The sequence below is a fragment of the Terrabacter sp. P5_B1 genome (genome assembly GCF_056400505.1).
On sequence record NZ_JBFULD010000053.1, the window covers coordinates 1 to 16,448 of the forward strand.

Sequence of the window (16,448 nt, forward strand, 5' to 3'; positions counted from 1 at the left end):
ACCGGCTCAGGTGCCGAGCTGCGCCACGAGAGAGTCGGCGGCGGCGTACGGGTCGGTGCGCCCCGCGATGACCTCGCGGGCCAGTGCCATGACGCCGTGGTGGCCGCCGAGGTGGTCGAACCGGGAGCGCAGCGTCGCGAGGGCGATCGTCTCGATCTCCACGGCGGCGCGGCGTTCGCGGCGACGGACCAGCTCGCCGTTCTCCTCGATGAACGCCCGGTGCTTGTCGAGCGCCTCCATCACCTCGTCGATCCCAGCCTTCTGGGAGGCAACGGTCTTGACGACCGGGGGCCGCCACAGTCCCGGCTCGGTGCGGTCGCCGAGGGAGATCATGTGGCGCAGGTCGCGCACGGTCGCGTCCGCGCCGTCGCGGTCGGCCTTGTTGACGAGGAAGACGTCGCCGATCTCGAGGATGCCGGCCTTCGCGGCCTGGATGCCGTCACCCATACCAGGCGCGAGCAGCACGACGGAGGTGTCGGCCAGCCCGGCGATCTCGACCTCGGACTGCCCCACCCCGACGGTCTCGACGAGCACGACGTCGCACCCGGCCGCGTCGAGCACGCGGATCGCCTGCGGCGTCGTGAACGACAGGCCGCCGAGGTGTCCACGTGAAGCCATCGAGCGGATGTAGACCTCGGGGTCGAGGGCGTGGTCCTGCATGCGGATGCGGTCACCCAGGAGCGCGCCTCCCGAGAAGGGCGAGCTGGGATCGACGGCAAGCACCCCGACTCGCAGCCCACGCTCGCGGAAGGCCCCGACGAGCGCCGTCGTCGTCGTCGACTTGCCGACCCCAGGGGAGCCGGTCAGGCCGATGACATAGGCGTTGCCCGCGTGCGGTGCGAGCGCGGCCATCACCTCTCGGAGCGACCCGTGGCCGTCCTCGACGAGCGAGATGAGACGCGCCACGGCACGCGGCGAACCCGCCCTGGCCGACTCGACCAGGGCGGGGACGTCGACGGATCGGCGTGCCACGTGGCGCGGACCCCGGCTGCTCAGGCGGAGGCGGGGACGCGGACGATGAGGGCGTCGCCCTGACCGCCGCCGCCGCACAGCGCGGCGGCACCGACACCGCCACCGCGGCGCTTCAGCTCGAGCGCGAGGTGCAGGGCGATGCGGGCGCCGGACATGCCGATGGGGTGTCCGAGGGCGATGGCGCCACCGTTGACGTTGACCTTGTCGACGTCGATGCCGAGCTCCTTGGCGGAGGCGAGACCGACGGCCGCGAAGGCCTCGTTGATCTCGACGAGGTCGAGGTCAGCGGGCGTGATGCCCTCCTTCTCGCAGGCGCGCGCGATGGCACGCGCCGGCTGCTGCTGGAGCGTCGAGTCCGGTCCGGCCACCATGCCGTGCGCACCGATCTCGGCGAGCCACGTGAGGCCCAGCTCCTCTGCCTTCGCCTTGCTCATGACGACGACCGCGGCGGCGCCGTCGGAGATCTGCGAGGCGGAGCCCGCCGTGATCGTGCCGTCCTTGCTGAAGGCCGGACGCAGGCCCGAGAGGGACGCCGCCGTCGTGTCGGCGCGGATGCCCTCGTCGTTCTTGAAGACGACCGGGTCGCCCTTGCGCTGCGGGATGCTCACCGGCACGACCTCGTCGTCGAAGAGGCCGTCCTTCCACGCCTTGGCGGCGAGCTGGTGGCTGCGGGCCGAGAACTCGTCCTGCTCCTCGCGCGTGAACGCCTGCTGCCCCGTGTTGGCCTGCTCGGTGAGCAGACCCATGGCCTGGTCGGTGAAGGCGTCCCACAGTCCGTCGAAGGCCATGTGGTCACGCATCGTCACGTCGCCGTACTTGTAGCCCTCGCGCGACTTCGTCATGAGGTGCGGCGCGTTCGTCATCGACTCCTGGCCGCCGGCCACGACGATGTCGAGCTCGCCGGCGCGGATGAGCTGGTCGGCCATGGCGATGGCGTTGATGCCCGAGAGGCAGACCTTGTTGATCGTCAGGGCGGGGACCGTCATCGGGATGCCCGCGGCGTGCGCCGCCTGGCGGGCGGGGATCTGGCCGGCGCCGGCCTGCAGCACCTGGCCCATGATGACGTACTCGACCTGCTCCGGGGCGACGCCCGCCTTCTCGAGGGCGCCCTTGATGGCGACGCCACCGAGGTCCGATCCGGAGAAGTCCTTGAGCGAGCCGAGCAGCCTCCCCATGGGGGTCCGGGCACCGGCGACGATCACGGAGGTGGGACGGTCAGCAGTCATGGGTGAAGCCTCTTCCGACGTCTTTGGGGGTGTCCCGACAAACTGTAGTCGGGGGCCGCGCGGGGGCCTCGCCGAGCATGACCAAGCGCACACGGCATACGCACGCCGTATGCCGTGACGCCGCCCTACGTTGGGACCATGAGCGCGACTCCCGCCCCCCTCTTCACCCACATCGACCACGTCGGCATCGCGGTGCCCGACCTCGACGCGGCCATCGCGTTCTACGAGGAGACGTACGGCATGGCGTTGCTGCACCAGGAGACGAACGAGGAGCAGGGGGTGCGCGAGGCGATGATGGGCGTCGGCGACTCCGGTTCGTGCATCCAGCTGCTCGCGCCGCTCTCCTCCGAGTCGACGATCGCGAAGTTCCTCGACCGCAGCGGCCCCGGCATCCAGCAGCTCGCCTACCGCGTCGCCGACATCGACGCCGTCTGCGCGACCCTGCGCGAGCGTGGCCTGCGCCTGCTCTACGACACCCCGAAGCGCGGCACGAGCGACAGCCGCGTCAACTTCATCCACCCCAAGGACGCCGGCGGCGTCCTCGTCGAGCTCGTCGAGCCCTCAGGCCACGCCGGGCACTGACGCGTCGACCCCGGAGCGCTGCGTGGCGAGCTCCCTCTCGGTCAGCACGACGAGAGCCGCGGTCCAGGCGAGCGGCGCGGGCCCCGCGGGGCGCCCGTCCGGGAGGACCTTCTCGGGGAGGCTGCCCCACGTCGTGCAGTGGCGGTCGAGCCACGTCATCCAGTGCTCGGCGACCAGGGGATGGCCCGAGGCAGCGGCCGTGTAGGCGACCATCGCGGTCTCCGGGGTCCACGAGACGCCGTCGCTCTTCCACTCGACGCCGGGAGCCAGGCCTCCTGCCTCGCGCTGGGCGAGGACGGGGTAGCGCTCCCACGCACGCTCGGCGGCCTCGTCCCCCACGACGGCGAAGGGTGGCATGAGCATCGCGACCCCGGCGTCGAGCCCCCCGGAGTGCCCGTGCCGCTGGTAGTCCGGGCCGAACTGCGTGCGGATCAGCGACCGCAGGCCGCGGGCCGCTCGACTGGCCCGGTCGGCCCGGCGCGCATCCCCCTCGGCGACAAAGGTGGCAGCGGCGGCCTCGAGCCCGGCCGCGAGCGGGGCCGCGGTCCCGAGAGTCACCTCGCGCTCCGAGACCTCCCAGTAGTCCGGTGAGACCTCCGGAAGGCGCGATCCGGCAGCCGTCTGGGCCATGACGAAGCCGAAGGCCCGGTCCCGCAGTGCCCGCAGCTCGGCGGGAAGGGTCCGTTCGGTTCCGGCGGCGCGGACGCGCTCGAGGGACCAGAGCACCCATCCGGCGCCGTCGCTCTGGCGGGGACGGTCGTCCGGCGGACCGGACCCGTCGAGGCGGTAGCGGGCCTCGAACCCGCCGTCGGCGCGCTGGACCCGGGAGAGGAAGCCGAGCACGCGTCGGGCGTCGGCGACGTGTCCGGTCTCGGCGTAGGCCGCCGCGACGAAGGCGGAGTCCCTCGGCCACGCGTAGGCCCATGGCCCGTCGGGGCCGGCAGCGACCGCGCCGTTGGGCCGGGTCAGACCACGGAGGTCACGCAGGGCCTGCGTCGTGGCTCGCGTGCGCGCACCCGCGGTCGGCACGGTCCCCTCGGCGAGCCAGATGCTCTCCGCCAGGGGGTCGATGAGCCTGCCGCCCAGCGTCGCCGGAGCGAGCACGGAGCTCGTGCGCCAGGCCGCGTCGTTGCGCAGGACCGGGAGGGGCGGGTCGTCCTCGACGAGCAGCGGGACGAGGGCGAGGCCCGCCGTCACCACCGCGGCGACGGCGCCCAGCACGGCACGTCGCACATCCGTCTCCCCTCGTTCCCGGCTCGACCTCACCGTCGAGAGGGCGCCAGTGTGGCACGCGTGGGGCCTGCTCGCCGCAGGATCGAGGCGCCCCTGCCCGTAGCATCGGCTGCCATGGAGGTGACACGCCGGCAGGCCCTGACCGCAGCGGCCGGGGCGGCCGTCGGAGCAGCCGGGGCGGTGGGCGCGGCGCGCCTCAAGGAGCACCTCGACGAGTCCACCCCGCTGCCCTTCTACGGCAGTCCCGTCAGCGCCATCCGCCCGGACCGATCGTCGCCGTCCGCGGCCGGCGCGTCGGTCGTCTGGGCGGGCGGGGGTTCCGAGCGGCGGGTCGCGCTGACCTTCGACGACGGGCCGCATCCCGACTGGACCCCGCGCGTGCTCAAGGCACTCGCGGCGGCGGACGTGCCGGCCACCTTCTTCTGCCTCGGACGGAACGTCCGCGACCACGGTGAGCTGCACCGCGGGAGCGTCGGACGCCACGAGCTGGCCAACCACACCTTCGACCACCCCGACCTCGGGCGCTACGACTGGTCGCGCTGCCGGGATGAGATCGAGCGCACGACCCAGCTCATGAAGGAGACCTACGGGGTCGCCCCGGCCCTCTTCCGGCCGCCGTACGGCCATCTGGGTGGGGCGGCCGTCCTCGCCGCCGCCGAGGCGGGCCTGACGAGCGTCCTGTGGTCGGCCCAGGCACGCGAGGACCTCGTGGCAGCTCGTCCGGACGGCATCGTCGACGACATCGCATCGCAGGTGCGCCCGGGCTCCATCGTGCTCGCCCACGACACGGGGTCGGACGACCGGCTCATCACCATCGACCGGCTGCCGGCGATCATCCGGCGGCTTCGCGACGACGGCTACACGTTCGCCACGGTCTCCGACCTGCTGGCGACCAGCAGGGCCAGCGCCACGACGGCCAGCCACACGTAGGCGGGCCAGAGGACGAGCCGCTCGAGGCCGCCCACCCACGTCGGACTACCGAGTCGCAGGCCGAAGGCAACCGCCGCGGCGAGGGTGAGGGCACCGATGAGCGTCCCTGACCGGGCGACGGCTCGCGACGCGGCTCCCGAGCGCCGGAGGGCCTCCGCGGTGGCCAGGACGGCGACGGGCTGCAGCACGAAGACGGGCAGGGCCGCGACGACGTGCCACCCCGGCTGCTGGTCCACCGGCACCAGTCCGACGGCGGCAGCCGCGAGCGCCGAGACGACCCACAGGCAGACGGCAGCCACTCCCCACGTCCCGGCGCCCAGTCTCGGCCGCAGGAGCACGGCGCCGGCGGCACGCAGCAGGCCGAAGACGACGAACGCGAGGTTCATCACCGCGTGCGCCGGTGAGCACACGTCGACGAGCGACCCCCCGTGGCCCGGTGAGCACGTCAGCATGCCGAGCGCGCTGATCGTGTCGTCGCGCAGGGAGTATGCCGCCGACGCCCCGGCCGCCCCGACCGCCACGACCGCCACGAGCAGCTCGACGAGCACGTAGGCCGGCTGCACGAGCCAACACCCTCGCCCCACCGTCGCCGGTCGCACGCGCCGACCGTACCGGGCCGGATGGCGCTCGTGACCCAGGTCACCTGTGGTGGCCGTCTCAGAACGAGCTACCCACCGGTCACGTCTCGCTACGTTCGGGGGCACACCGCACGGGCTCGACACCGGTTCGACACGGTCTCGACCCACCAATGACGCTGCGACGTAAGGACCTTGAATGCAGGCCATCCGCGACGCCATCCTCTCCGGCGACCGCACCCAGGAGACCTACGCGAACATCGAGATCCCCGCGACGTACCGCGGGGCGACCGTCCACAAGGACGAGGTCGGCATGTTCGAGGGACTCGCCACGCGCGACAAGGACCCCCGGAAGTCCCTCCACATCGACGAGGTACCGGTGCCCGAGCTCGCCCCCGGTGAGGCGCTCGTCGCCGTCATGGCCAGCGCCATCAACTACAACACCGTGTGGACCTCGATCTTCGAGCCGGTCTCGACCTTCGGCTTCCTCGAGCGCTACGGCCGGATGTCGGAGTTCTCCAAGCGGCACGACCTGCCCTACCACGTGGTCGGGTCCGACCTCGCCGGCGTCATCCTGCGCACCGGCCCCGGTGTCACCAAGTGGAAGCCGGGCACCGAGGTCGTCGCCCACTGCCTCTCGGTCGAGCTCGAGGACGCCGAGGGCCACAACGACACGATGCTCGACCCGCAGCAGCGCATCTGGGGCTTCGAGACGAACTTCGGCGGCCTCGCCGAGCTCGCGATCGTCAAGGCCAACCAGCTGATGCCCAAGCCCGGCCACCTGACCTGGGAGGAGGCCGCCTCGCCCGGTCTCGTCAACAGCACCGCCTACCGGCAGCTCATCTCCAAGAACGGTGCCGCGATGAAGCTCGGCGACCGGGTGCTCATCTGGGGCGCCTCCGGCGGCCTCGGCTCCTACGCCACGCAGATGGCCCTCGCCGGCGGCGCCACCCCGATCTGCGTGGTCTCCTCACCCGAGAAGGCGCAGATCTGCCGCGCCATGGGGGCCGAGCTCATCATCGACCGCAACGCCGAGGGCTACCGCTTCTGGAACGACGAGGGCACCGAGCAGAACCCGCGCGAGTGGCAGCGGCTCGGCAAGAAGATCCGGGAGCTGACCGGGGGCTACGACGTCGACATCGTCTTCGAGCACCCCGGGCGCGAGACGTTCGGCGCGAGCGTCTACGTCGCGCGCAAGGGCGGCACCATCGTCACGTGCGCGTCGACGTCGGGCTACATGCACGAGTACGACAATCGCTACCTCTGGATGAACCTCAAGCGCATCGTCAGCTCGCACTTCGCGAACTACCGCGAGGCGTGGGAGGCCAACGAGCTGATCAACCGCGGCCTGATCCACCCGACCCTGAGCAAGACGTACTCGCTCGACGAGGTGGGACAGGCGACGCTCGACGTCCACCGGAACGCCCACCAGGGCAAGGTCGGCGTGCTGGCCCTCTCCCCCGAGCCCGGCCTCGGAGTCACCAACCCGGAGAAGCGCGCCGGCTTCGCGTCGGCGATCAACCGCTTCGCCGACCAGTAGCGGCCCCGGCCTGGCCCTCGGCGAGGTGGCGCACGAACCAGTCGCGGGCCAGCAGCGCGGCCCGCGCGAGGGTGCCGGGCTCCTCGAACAGGTGGGTCGCGCCCGGGACCACGGCAAGCTCGCTCGCGCACCGCACCAGCTCTGACCGGGCCTGCCGGTTGAGCTCGAGCACCACGTCGTCCGCGCCCCCGACGACGAGCAGCGTCGGGACGCGGACGTCCGCCAGGCGGGGGGCGGCGAGATCGGGGCGCCCGCCACGGGAGACCACAGCCACCACCCGGGTGTCGGGCTCGGCGGCGGCCCACAACGCGGCGCCGGCGCCGGTGCTCGCCCCGAAGTAGCCCACCCGGGACGCCGCGGTGTCGCGCCGGCCGCCCAGCCAGTCGGTTGCGGAGACGAGGCGACCCGCCAGGAGCGGGATGTCGAACACCTTGGCGCGGTCGTGCTCCTCCTCGGCGGTCAGCAGGTCGAGCAGCAGGGTGCCGAGGCCGGCGGCGTGGAGCACGTCCGCGACGTACCGGTTGCGGGGACTGTGCCGACTGCTGCCGCTGCCGTGCGCGAACACGACGACGCCGGAGGCGCCCCGCGGCATTCGCAGGTGTCCCTGGATGGCCACCCGGCCAGCCGGGATGACGACGTCCTCGTCCGTGTCCTCGTCCGAGGCCCCGTCCGAGGCCCCGTCAGACGTCCCGTCAGAGGCCCCGACCGCATCGAGCAGGCGCATCCGGCGGTCGGCCTGCTCCAGCAGGGCGACGACCTCGGCGTCGGTCGTCGGCGAGAAGTCCTCGTAGTGCGCGCCCACGGCCCTGAAGTAGCGCGGCGCAGACACGCACACGACCGTCTCCGCCTCCGGCAGGTGCGCCAGGGTGTCCGCCGGGGCGACCGGGACGGCGAGGACGACGCGTTGTGCCCCGAGCTGCCTGGCCACGCGGCAGGCCACCCGTGCGGTCGACCCCGTCGCGATCCCGTCGTCGACGACGACCGCCACCCGGCCGCGCAGGTCGATCCGGGGCCGCCCTCGCCGCAAGCGCTCGACCCGGTCGTCGAGGACTGCGCGCTCGCGGCGTTCGACCGCCTCGAGCGCCTCGTCGGTGACCCGGGCGCGCGCCACCATGGTGCGGTCGACGACCCTCGTTCCGTCCTCTCCGATGGCGCCCATGGCCAGCTCCGGCTGGAAGGGCACCCCGAGCTTGCGCACGACGATGACGTCGAGGGGGGCACTGAGCGCTTCGGCGACGACAGCCGCGACGGGCACGCCGCCCCGAGGCAGTCCCAGCACGACGACGTCCTCAGCTCGGAGGAGGTCCAGCTTGCCGGCCAGGTGCCGGCCCGCGTCGAGCCGGTCCTCGAACACGAGCATGGTGGCCTCCCTGGCTCGGACACCGAGCGACGGACGCGCAGGTCGCGGGAGGACACGCCACCCGTCGTTTACGCGATCTCCCACCATCGTGTCCCGGTGGCCGGGCCGCGGGGCAGAGACCTTGGTCCCGATGGGTCGTGCGGCCGCACCTGTCGTAGGCTCGCGACCGTGAGCATCTGGGGACGCTGGGCGCGCTACCGCCGCGCGCAGCGCGCCCGGATGAACGAGTTCCGGGCTCGTGACCTCGGCTTCGGCGGGCCGGCCCCGCGGGCGGAGTACGACGCGCCCGCCGCCTCAGGAGATGAGGCGCCCCAGCCCGAGTCCGAGACCGGGACCGAGTCCGACCTCCTGCTGAGCACCCTGCCGTTCGCCCCGGGACAGTGGGGCGAGGGCGCTCCCGCATCGCCTCCGTCGGACACGCGGGAGCCCGAGCCCGGAGCCCCCGGCCCCGAGGAGGGCAGGACGGGCAAGGACAAGCGCCGCGACTTCGGCCCCAGCGGCTCGCCCTTCAACCGGCAGTCGCCCTTCTACGTCGGCTTCGTCGGCGCGGTGGGCGTGCTCACGGCATACGCCGTCGTCCAGGCCGTCGGCCGCCTGGGCACCGTCATCACGCTGCTCGTCATCTCCTTCTTCCTGACGCTCTCGCTCAACCCGCTCGTCGAGGCCCTGACCCGGCGCAACCTGCGCCGAGGCTGGGCCGTGACGATCGTCTTCCTCGGCGTCCTCGCGGTCTTCACGCTCGTCGGGTGGGTCGTCATCCCACCTGTCGTCGAGCAGGGCAGCGAGCTCACGACGAACGCACCCCGGATGTTCGACAACCTCCTGGCCAACCCGTGGGTGCAGGACGTCGACCACCGCTACCACCTCGTCCAGCGCATCCAGGAGGAGGTCAACAAGCGCGTCGCCGACGGCAACCTCTGGGCCGGCGTCTTCGGAGGCGTCCTCGACGCCGGCAAGCTCATCGTGACCGGGGTGTTCAGCGCTCTGACCGTCCTCGTCCTCACCCTCTACTTCCTCGCCTCGTTCCCGGCCGTCAAGCAGGCGGCCTACGCCGTCGTCCCGGCGAGCCGGAGACCACGCACCGTCTCCCTCTCCGAGGAGGTCATGCGCCGGGTCGGGTCGTATGCCATCGGTCAGGTGGCCGTCGCGGCCATCAATGCGTTCTGCGCGTGGATCATGATGAGCCTCATCGGCCTCAAGTTCGCTGCCGTGCTCGCCGTGGCGGTCGGCTTCCTCGGGCTGGTGCCGATGATCGGTGCCACCCTGGGCGCGTCCGTCGTCGCGATCGTGGCGTTCTTCGACGAGCCCAAGAAGGCGCTCATCGTCATCATCTACTTCATCGTCTACCAGCAGATCGAGAACTACGCCGTCATGCCGCGCATCATGCAGCGGACGGTGGCCGTGCCGGGCGCGGTCACCGTCGTCGCCGCTCTCGCAGGCGGGGCGCTCCTCGGCATCCTCGGCGCGCTCCTGGCGATCCCCTTCGCCGCAGGCGCCCTGCTGCTCTACGAAGAGGTGCTCGTCCCGCGCCAGCGACGTCACTAGGCCGTATGCCGGGAGCCGCGTGACGCGCGCCCCTGGGGCCGTCGTGGCAGGCTCTCCCCATGACGCTCCCCCAGACGTTCGCCGAGGACGTCCTCGACCAGCCGGCGCGCGTCCAGCTCGAGGTCTTCCTCGACGAGCACCGGACGGCCCTCCGCGCCGCGCTCGACGGGCTCACCGAGCAGGAGGCCCGACGGTCACTCGTGCCCTCGGCCACGACGCTGCTCGGCTTGGTCAAGCACGCGACGTTCGTCGAGAAGGTGTGGTTCGACGAGGCCGTGACCTGCCGCTCCCGGGCCGAGATCGGCATCCCGGCAACCCCGGACGAGTCGTTCGTCCTCGACGACGGTGACACCGTGGCCTCCGCGCAACAGGCACACCGCGAGGCGTGCGAGACCTCGCGACGCACGACGGCGCCCCTGGGGATCGACGACGTCGTGCGGGGCAACCGTCGCGGTCCGCTCCCGCTCCGCTGGGTCTACTTCCACATGCTGCGCGAGCTCGCCCAGCACTGCGGGCATGCCGACATCCTGCGCGAGCAGGTGCTCGCGTCCCGACCCGCGGAGTAGGACGACCGGGCGACGTCCGGCCACCCGTCAGCCGCCGTCAGCCGCCGTGCCGCACCGGATCAGGCTGCAGCGTCGGGGCGATCCCGTCGTGGCGCTCCAGGGCCGTCACCACGGCAACCATGTCGAGGGCCCCGGCCCCGGAGCCCTCCGTCGCGCGGAACAGCTCGCGGGTCACGTCGAGCAACGGGCTCGCCGCACCGGCCGCGCGAGCCGCCTCGGCGACGAGCCGGGTGTTGGTGTGGACGTCCCGGACGGCGGCCTGCGCGTCGAAGTCCCGCGCGAGGAGCTTGGCCAGCTTCAGGGTGGAGACGGCGCTCGCCATCGGACCCGCGTCCAGGACCTGCTGGAAGGCGGCGAGGTCGAGGTCCAGGGCGGCCGCGAGGTGGTAGGCCTCCGCGAGCCCGGCGACCATGGTGCAGAGGTAGAGGTTCACCGCGAGCTTGGTGCCGAGGCCGGCGGGCACGGCTCCGCAGCGCACGACCTCACGGCACATCGGCCGCAGGAGCGGTGCGACCTGCTCGACCGCCTCCTCGGAGCCGGCGACGAGACCCACGAGCTCGCCACGCTCCGCAGGCACGCGGGAGCCCGACACGGGCGCCTCGACATAGCGTCCGCCGGCGGCCACGACGTCGCGCTCGACGCCGGCCGAGAACGWGGGTGACGTGGTGCCGAGGGCGACGACGGTGCGCCCGCGGACCATCGCGTCCAGCTCCGGCGTGCCGCGTCGGAGCACCGCGTCCACGGCGGCCTCGTCGGCGAGCATCAACAGCACGACGTCGCACTCGGCGAAGACGGCTGCCGGTGAGGGGAGGACCCGCGCGCCTTCCCGTCCCAGCCGGGCCGCCGCCTCAGGCGAACGGTTCCACACGGAGAGCGGGGTCCCCGCCCGCAGCAGGTTCATCGCCATCGGACCACCCATGATGCCGAGACCGATGAAGCCCACGCGTCCCATGACGTCCTCCTCGCTGATTGTGCGACTATGACGACTGTCATAGTCTCGTTGGATCATGACACATGTCATAGTTCGGGGACAGCCGTCGACTCAGAACCAGGAGGCCGCCGATGCCTGACGGACCGATCGGACACCGCGAGCGCATCGTCTACGAGACGGCGCAGCAGCTGCGACGCGCGGGGGTCACCGCCACCGGGCTGCGTCACGTCGTCGCCGAGGCAGGCGCCCCCCGCGGCTCGTTCCAGCACTACTTCCCGGGCGGCAAGGACCAGCTCGTGGCYCAGGCCCTCGAGTGGTCCGGCTCGTGGGCGGCCGAGCGCGTCGTCCGGCACCTCTCCGGCATGCGGCGTCCCTCCCCCAGCCGGCTCTTCACGGCCATGGTCGACGACTGGGCCGCGGATCTGCGCGCGCGCGACTTCGAGCGGGGCTGCCCGGTCGCCGGCGCCGTCGTCGACTGCGCCGACACCAACCCGGCCGTCCGACAGGCGGCCTCGGCGGCCCTGGCGACCTGGCGCCGGCCGATCACCGAGGCGGTCGTGGCGATGGGCCGGACCCGGCGGCGCGCCGAGACCCTCTCGACCCTCATGCTCTGCGCGCTGGAAGGAGCCCTCGTGGTGGCCCGGGCGCAGCGCGACACCGCCCCGCTGCGCCTCGTCGCCCGCGAGCTCACCCCGCTCCTCGACGCCTGACCCCCTTGCCCCCGGCGGTTCGATGTAGCCGAGGGCCACAGGGGACGCGCGGATACGTCGAACGGCGGTGTGCCAGCGAGCATCCGTCAGCGGTAGGCGTTGCCGGACGGGCGGGCGTCGCGGCGGTGCCAGCACCCGGTGTGCCAGTGCCGGCGGTCGCCGAGACCGCCGACGCCCTCGGCCGGCCACACGACGACATGCGGCAGTCCGGGCGGGATGTCCTGCTGGCAGCCCGGGCACAGGTAGTCGCGCGTGGCGGAGGCCCCGCTCACGGAGCGCACGGTCCAGCGCATGCCGGCATACGGCTCCTCGCGGGTCGAGCCGCCCTGGATCCGCGTCACGTCGAGCGGCACGTGCTCGCGCGCGTGCTTGCTGGGTCGACGACGCGAGGGCATGGACCCAGCGTAGGTGTCAGGCGTAGGTGCGGAACCCGCGCCCCGTCTTGCGCCCGAGGTAGCCGGCCGTGACGAGGTGCTCGAGCAACGGGGCCGGCGCGTAGCCGCGCTCGCGGAACTCGAGGTAGAGCTCGCGCTCGATGGCGAGCGACACGTCGAGACCCACGACGTCGAGCAGCTCGAACGGACCCATCGGCAGGCCGCAGCCGGTCTTCATCGCGGTGTCGATGTCGTCGGCCGTCGAGTAGTTGGCCTCGAGCATCTTCACGGCGTCGTTGAGGTAGGGGAAGAGCAGGGCGTTGACGATGAAGCCGGCGCGGTCGCCGCACGTCACGGGGTGCTTGCCCACCCTCTCGCACAGCGCCTGCACGGTGGCCACCACGTCGTCCGCCGTCGAGACCGTGTGCACGACCTCGACGAGCTTCATGACCTGTGCCGGGTTGAAGAAGTGCATCCCGATGACGTCCTGCGGGCGCCTCGTCGCGGCCGCGCACTCGACGACGGGCAGCGAGCTCGTCGTCGTCGCGAGGATCGCGCCGGGGCGGCAGATCTCGTCGAGGTTCTCGAAGAGGGCGCGCTTGACCGTGAGGTCCTCGACGACGGCCTCGACGACGAGGTCGACGTCGGCCAGGTCCTCGAGACGGACGCTGCCGCGGACTCGCGCGAGCGCCGCGTCGCGCTGCTCCTCGGTGGACTTGCCGCGCTGGACGGCCTTCTCGAGGCTCCTGGCGAGGGCGGACCGCACCGCCTCGACCTTGACCTCGCTGCGCGCCACGAAGGTGACGTCGAGGCCCGCCTTGGCGAAGACCTCGACCATCCCGGTCGCCATCGTGCCGGAGCCGACGACACCGACGGTCCGGACCGGCCGCGTGCCGCCCGCGGAGGCGGCCGCGCCCGCGGGCGTCAGCGCGTCGTCGACGACCGCCGAGCTGCCGGGGTCGGCATACGTGTAGAAGCCGCGACCGCTCTTGCGGCCCTTCAGGCCCGCGCTGACCATCTGCTTGATGATCGGGCTCGGCGCGTGGAGGCGGTCCCGTCCCTGCTTGTACATCGTGTCGAGGATCTCGTAGGCCGTGTCGAGCCCGATGAGGTCCATCAGCGCGAGCGGGCCCATCGGGTAGCCGCAACCGAGCTTCATCGCGGCGTCGATGTCCTCGCGCGTCGCGTACTTGCTCTCGAACATCGCGACGGCGTGGTTGAGGTAGCCGAAGAGCAGGGCGTTGGCGATGAAACCGGCCTTGTCGCCGACGATGACGGGCTTCTTGCCGAGCCGCTCCGCGAGCGCCTTGACCTCCTCGAAGATCTCGTCGCTCGTGATGACGGTCTTGATGACCTCGACGAACTGGAGCACCGGCGCGGGGTTGAAGAAGTGCATGCCGACGACGCGCTTGGGATTGATCGTGGCGACGGCGATCTCGGTCACGGGCAGCGAGCTCGTGTTGGTCGCGAGGATCGCGTCGTCGGAGACGATCGCGTCGAGCCTGGCGAAGATGTCCTTCTTGAGGTCGAGGTGCTCGGGCACGGCCTCGACGACGAGCTGACACTCCTTGAGATCGGCCATGTCGCTCGTGAACTGCACCCGGTCGTGGAGCGCCGCCTGGTCCTCGCCCGTCAGCTTGCCGCGGGAGACGGCACGGTCGGTCGAGTGCTGGAGCACGCCCCTGCCCTTCTCGACCGCCTCGTCGCTGACCTCGACCGCGACGACGTCGATGCCGTTACGGGCGAAGACCTCCACGATGCCGGCACCCATGGTGCCGAGTCCGATGACGCCGACCTTGGTGAACTCTCGAGCCATGGGCGAAAGTCTCGCAGAGGGTGTGGGCCGCCCACACCCGCCCGGGGCGTGACGCTCCCCACGCGACCTCCTCTAGGGTGGACCGGTGCGTCTCGTCATAGCCCGGTGCAGCGTCGACTACGACGGGCGCCTCACGGCCCACCTCCCGCTCGCGACCCGGTTGCTCGTCGTCAAGGCCGACGGCTCGGTGCTCGTCCACAGCGACGGCGGCTCCTACAAGCCGCTCAACTGGATGTCCCCGCCCTGCACGATGGCCGAGGGGGAACCGGACGAGGGCCAGGCCGCCGAGGGGGTCGTCGCCGTCTGGCGCGTCCAGCACGCCAAGAGCGAGGACCGCCTGACCGTCCACATCCACGAGGTGCTCCACGACTCGGCGCACGAGCTCGGCATCGACCCGGGCCTCGTCAAGGACGGTGTCGAGGCCCACCTGCAGAGGCTCCTCGCCGAGCACATCCACACGCTCGGCCACGGCTGGTCGCTCGTGCGGCGCGAGTACATGACCGCCATCGGCCCGGTCGACATCCTCGCGAAGGACTCGGGCGGCACGAGCGTCGCGGTCGAGATCAAGCGCCGCGGCGAGATCGACGGCGTCGAACAGCTGACCCGCTACCTCGAGCTGATGAACCGCGACCCGCACCTCGCGCCGGTCACCGGGGTCTTCGCCGCCCAGCAGATCAAGCCGCAGGCGCGCACGCTCGCCGAGGACCGCGGCATCCGCTGCGTCGTCCTCGACTACGACGCCCTCAAGGGCATCGACGACGCGGAGTCGCGTCTCTTCTGAGCCCACCACGGGCGTATGCCGTGTGCCCGGCGCGGGCGACCCCGCCCGGGTGGCGCGTCAGGACAGGCCCTCGATCGGCTGGCGTGACACGCCGTCCGCGTCGACGAGCAGCAGGACGGGCTCGGTGTCGTCGCCCCCGCGCACGACGACGACGGTCTCGCCACGGTGCCGGTCGACGAGCTCCTCCAGCCCGGCCGAGCCGTCGTGCAGGTCACCGTGACCGAGGTGGGAGGGGACCCCGAGGTCGTCGGCCAGCGACTCGACGGGACCCGTGTCGGGGACGTCGTCGGCGGCATACACGGCCTGGACCTTCTCGAGGTGGATCGCCGACGCGAGCCACGCGATGTCCGCGAGGCCCGGCGGGTTGACGACGACGAGGCGCGCGGCACACTGCAGGTCGCTCATACCCGCGACGCTACGCCCTCAGGCCGGCGCGGACTCGAGCGGCACGAGCCCACGTGCGGCGCGGATCACACCGACCATCTCGCCCATGATGTCGTTGAGGCCGAAGTCCTTGGGGGTGAAGACCATCGCGACCCCGGCGGCCCGCAGCGCCGCCGCGTCCGACTCGGGGATGATGCCGCCGACGATGACGGGCACGTCACCGGCCCCAGCCTCGCGCAGACCGTGGAGCACCTCGGGCACGAGCTCCATGTGCGAGCCGCTGAGGATCGAGATCCCGACGAGGTGGACGTCCTCGGCCACCGCGGCCGCGACGATCTGCTGGGGCGTGAGGCGGATGCCCTGGTAGACTACCTCGAAACCGGCGTCGCGGGCGCGGACGGCCACCTGCTCGGCGCCGTTGCTGTGGCCGTCGAGACCGGGCTTGCCGACGAGGATGCGCAGCTTCTCCCCCAGCTCCTCCCCGGTGCGCGCCACGAGCCCGCGGACGTGGGAGAGGGCGTCGCCGGGCTCGCTCGAACCGACTCCCACGGAGCCCGAGACGCCGGTGGGAGCGCGGTACTCGCCGAACTGCTCGCGCAGGGCAGCGGCCCACTCCCCCGTCGTGATCTCGGCGCGAGCGCACTCGAGCGAGGCCGCCATGAGGTTGGTATCAGAAGCGGCGTCGGCGCGCAGCCGCTCCATCGCGGCGGCCGCCCGCGCCCGGCGCTCGGGGTCGGCGTCGCGCGTCTCGCGCCACCGGCGTACGGCCTCGGACGCGTGCCGCTCCACGTCGGCGTCCACGGTCTGGATCGCCGTGTCGAGGTCGGCCGTCAGCGGGTTGGGCTCGGTCGTCTCGAACTGGTTGAGACCGACGACGACGGCCTCGCCTGCCTCGATCCGGCGACGGCGCTCGGCGTGCGAGG

Annotated in this window: 17 protein-coding genes; 7 read left to right on the forward strand and 10 right to left on the reverse strand. The window is 72.3% G+C overall.

The genetic code is table 11. The features are described 5' to 3' along the window. Positions 1–6 precede the first annotated feature (6 nt). Together meaB and AC1DP0_RS06135 are read right to left on the reverse strand one after the other, a co-directional pair. On the reverse strand, positions 7–972 hold the full coding sequence (gene meaB / locus AC1DP0_RS06130; protein ID WP_478082982.1) for a methylmalonyl Co-A mutase-associated GTPase MeaB: 966 nt from the start codon (positions 970–972) through the stop codon (positions 7–9). A 20-nt stretch (positions 973–992) separates the two neighbouring features. Next, positions 993–2,198, reverse strand: a complete 1,206-nt coding sequence (locus AC1DP0_RS06135; protein WP_478082983.1) for an acetyl-CoA C-acetyltransferase — start codon at positions 2,196–2,198, stop codon at positions 993–995. 138 nt (positions 2,199–2,336) lie between these two features. On the opposite strand from AC1DP0_RS06135, the gene mce reads away from it, so the two are divergent. Continuing rightward, on the forward strand, positions 2,337–2,780 hold the full coding sequence (gene mce, locus AC1DP0_RS06140; RefSeq protein ID WP_478082984.1) for a methylmalonyl-CoA epimerase: 444 nt from the start codon (positions 2,337–2,339) through the stop codon (positions 2,778–2,780). Here the strand turns inward: mce and AC1DP0_RS06145 are convergent. After that, positions 2,760–4,013, reverse strand: coding sequence for a glycoside hydrolase family 15 (locus AC1DP0_RS06145; RefSeq protein ID WP_478082985.1), 1,254 nt, complete (start codon positions 4,011–4,013; stop codon positions 2,760–2,762). The genes mce and AC1DP0_RS06145 overlap by 21 nt on opposite strands. A 114-nt stretch (positions 4,014–4,127) precedes the next feature. Between AC1DP0_RS06145 and AC1DP0_RS06150 the strand changes: the two genes are divergently transcribed. After that, a complete protein-coding gene (locus AC1DP0_RS06150) occupies positions 4,128–4,943 on the forward strand; it encodes a polysaccharide deacetylase family protein (protein WP_478082986.1) in 816 nt (271 codons plus the stop codon). Here AC1DP0_RS06150 and AC1DP0_RS06155 read toward each other — a convergent pair. Then, a complete protein-coding gene (locus tag AC1DP0_RS06155; protein ID WP_478082987.1) occupies positions 4,871–5,506 on the reverse strand; it encodes a DUF998 domain-containing protein in 636 nt (211 codons plus the stop codon). The genes AC1DP0_RS06150 and AC1DP0_RS06155 overlap by 73 nt on opposite strands. A 211-nt stretch (positions 5,507–5,717) precedes the next feature. Here AC1DP0_RS06155 and ccrA point away from each other — a divergent pair, with 211 nt between their 5' ends. After that, positions 5,718–7,058, forward strand: a complete 1,341-nt coding sequence (gene ccrA / locus AC1DP0_RS06160; protein WP_478082988.1) for a crotonyl-CoA carboxylase/reductase — start codon at positions 5,718–5,720, stop codon at positions 7,056–7,058. On the opposite strand, the gene AC1DP0_RS06165 is transcribed toward ccrA, so the two are convergent. Then, on the reverse strand, positions 7,036–8,418 hold the full coding sequence (locus AC1DP0_RS06165; protein WP_478082989.1) for a phosphoribosyltransferase family protein: 1,383 nt from the start codon (positions 8,416–8,418) through the stop codon (positions 7,036–7,038). The genes ccrA and AC1DP0_RS06165 overlap by 23 nt on opposite strands. A 168-nt stretch (positions 8,419–8,586) precedes the next feature. Between AC1DP0_RS06165 and AC1DP0_RS06170 the strand changes: the two genes are divergently transcribed. Together AC1DP0_RS06170 and AC1DP0_RS06175 are read left to right on the forward strand one after the other, a co-directional pair. Next, positions 8,587–9,963 (forward strand): AI-2E family transporter, encoded by a 1,377-nt coding sequence (locus tag AC1DP0_RS06170; protein WP_478082990.1) that lies wholly within the window; start codon positions 8,587–8,589, stop codon positions 9,961–9,963. A gap of 59 nt (positions 9,964–10,022) precedes the next feature. Next, entirely contained in the window at positions 10,023–10,529 is a 507-nt protein-coding gene (locus AC1DP0_RS06175) for a DinB family protein (protein WP_478082991.1), read from the forward strand. 37 nt (positions 10,530–10,566) lie between these two features. Here the strand turns inward: AC1DP0_RS06175 and AC1DP0_RS06180 are convergent, their stop codons facing one another. Then, positions 10,567–11,481, reverse strand: coding sequence for an NAD(P)-dependent oxidoreductase (locus tag AC1DP0_RS06180; RefSeq protein WP_478082992.1), 915 nt, complete (start codon positions 11,479–11,481; stop codon positions 10,567–10,569). A gap of 110 nt (positions 11,482–11,591) precedes the next feature. Here AC1DP0_RS06180 and AC1DP0_RS06185 point away from each other — a divergent pair, with 110 nt between their 5' ends. Continuing rightward, entirely contained in the window at positions 11,592–12,170 is a 579-nt protein-coding gene (locus tag AC1DP0_RS06185; protein WP_478082993.1) for a TetR/AcrR family transcriptional regulator, read from the forward strand. Between the two features lie 86 nt (positions 12,171–12,256). On the opposite strand, the gene AC1DP0_RS06190 is transcribed toward AC1DP0_RS06185, so the two are convergent. Together AC1DP0_RS06190 and AC1DP0_RS06195 are read right to left on the reverse strand one after the other, a co-directional pair. After that, positions 12,257–12,565 carry a hypothetical protein gene (locus AC1DP0_RS06190; protein WP_478082994.1) on the reverse strand — a complete coding sequence of 103 codons (309 nt, stop codon included), beginning with the start codon at positions 12,563–12,565 and terminating at the stop codon, positions 12,257–12,259. A gap of 16 nt (positions 12,566–12,581) precedes the next feature. Continuing rightward, positions 12,582–14,360, reverse strand: a complete 1,779-nt coding sequence (locus tag AC1DP0_RS06195) for a 3-hydroxyacyl-CoA dehydrogenase family protein (protein WP_478082995.1) — start codon at positions 14,358–14,360, stop codon at positions 12,582–12,584. An 85-nt stretch (positions 14,361–14,445) separates the two neighbouring features. On the opposite strand from AC1DP0_RS06195, the gene nucS reads away from it, so the two are divergent. Beyond that, positions 14,446–15,141 carry an endonuclease NucS gene (gene nucS, locus AC1DP0_RS06200; protein ID WP_478082996.1) on the forward strand — a complete coding sequence of 232 codons (696 nt, stop codon included), beginning with the start codon at positions 14,446–14,448 and terminating at the stop codon, positions 15,139–15,141. Between the two features lie 57 nt (positions 15,142–15,198). Here the strand turns inward: nucS and AC1DP0_RS06205 are convergent, their stop codons facing one another. Continuing rightward, entirely contained in the window at positions 15,199–15,546 is a 348-nt protein-coding gene (locus AC1DP0_RS06205) for a hypothetical protein (protein ID WP_478082997.1), read from the reverse strand. Between the two features lie 18 nt (positions 15,547–15,564). Further along, the coding region (locus tag AC1DP0_RS06210) for a cobalamin B12-binding domain-containing protein (protein WP_478082998.1) at positions 15,565–16,448 on the reverse strand (884 nt) is incomplete at its 5' end.